Source organism: Bacillus cereus group sp. BfR-BA-01381 (assembly GCF_022663555.1).
GTDB lineage: Bacteria > Bacillota > Bacilli > Bacillales > Bacillaceae_G > Bacillus_A > Bacillus_A pacificus.
Genome location: NZ_JAKUFR010000248.1, coordinates 1 through 362 on the forward strand (window position 1 = coordinate 1; position 362 = coordinate 362).

Genomic DNA, 362 nt, shown 5'->3' on the forward strand with positions numbered 1-362 from the left:
CATTCGGTCGATATCGGGATTATTCTCCCAAATCTCCCAATAGAACACATCTTCGAACAAATTAAAAACGGCACGTAAATCACGGTTCTGCCTTTCGTCTACAAAACGATCTTTTACTTCACCTTTTTTAATTTCGTGTTTCTCACCTTTGAAGAAACCAACCATTTTACGAATAATACCTTTCTCTTCACGAGTAAGATCATCTGATTTCGAAATTTCTACACGTTCACCAAATCCACCCATTGAAAAACCGGTTACTTCACCCTTTTTAATTTCTTCCCAGGTGTCTGCATCATCAACACGAACAGTCATAAGCCACGTTCCAGCTTTTACTTCTTGTTCGCCTACCGTCATATCACTTT

At 39.0% G+C, this 362-nt stretch carries 1 protein-coding gene; it reads right to left on the reverse strand.

Going from position 1 to position 362, the window contains the following annotated elements:
• The coding region (locus tag MR079_RS28550; RefSeq protein WP_242295099.1) for an XkdF-like putative serine protease domain-containing protein at positions 1-362 on the reverse strand (362 nt) is incomplete at both ends.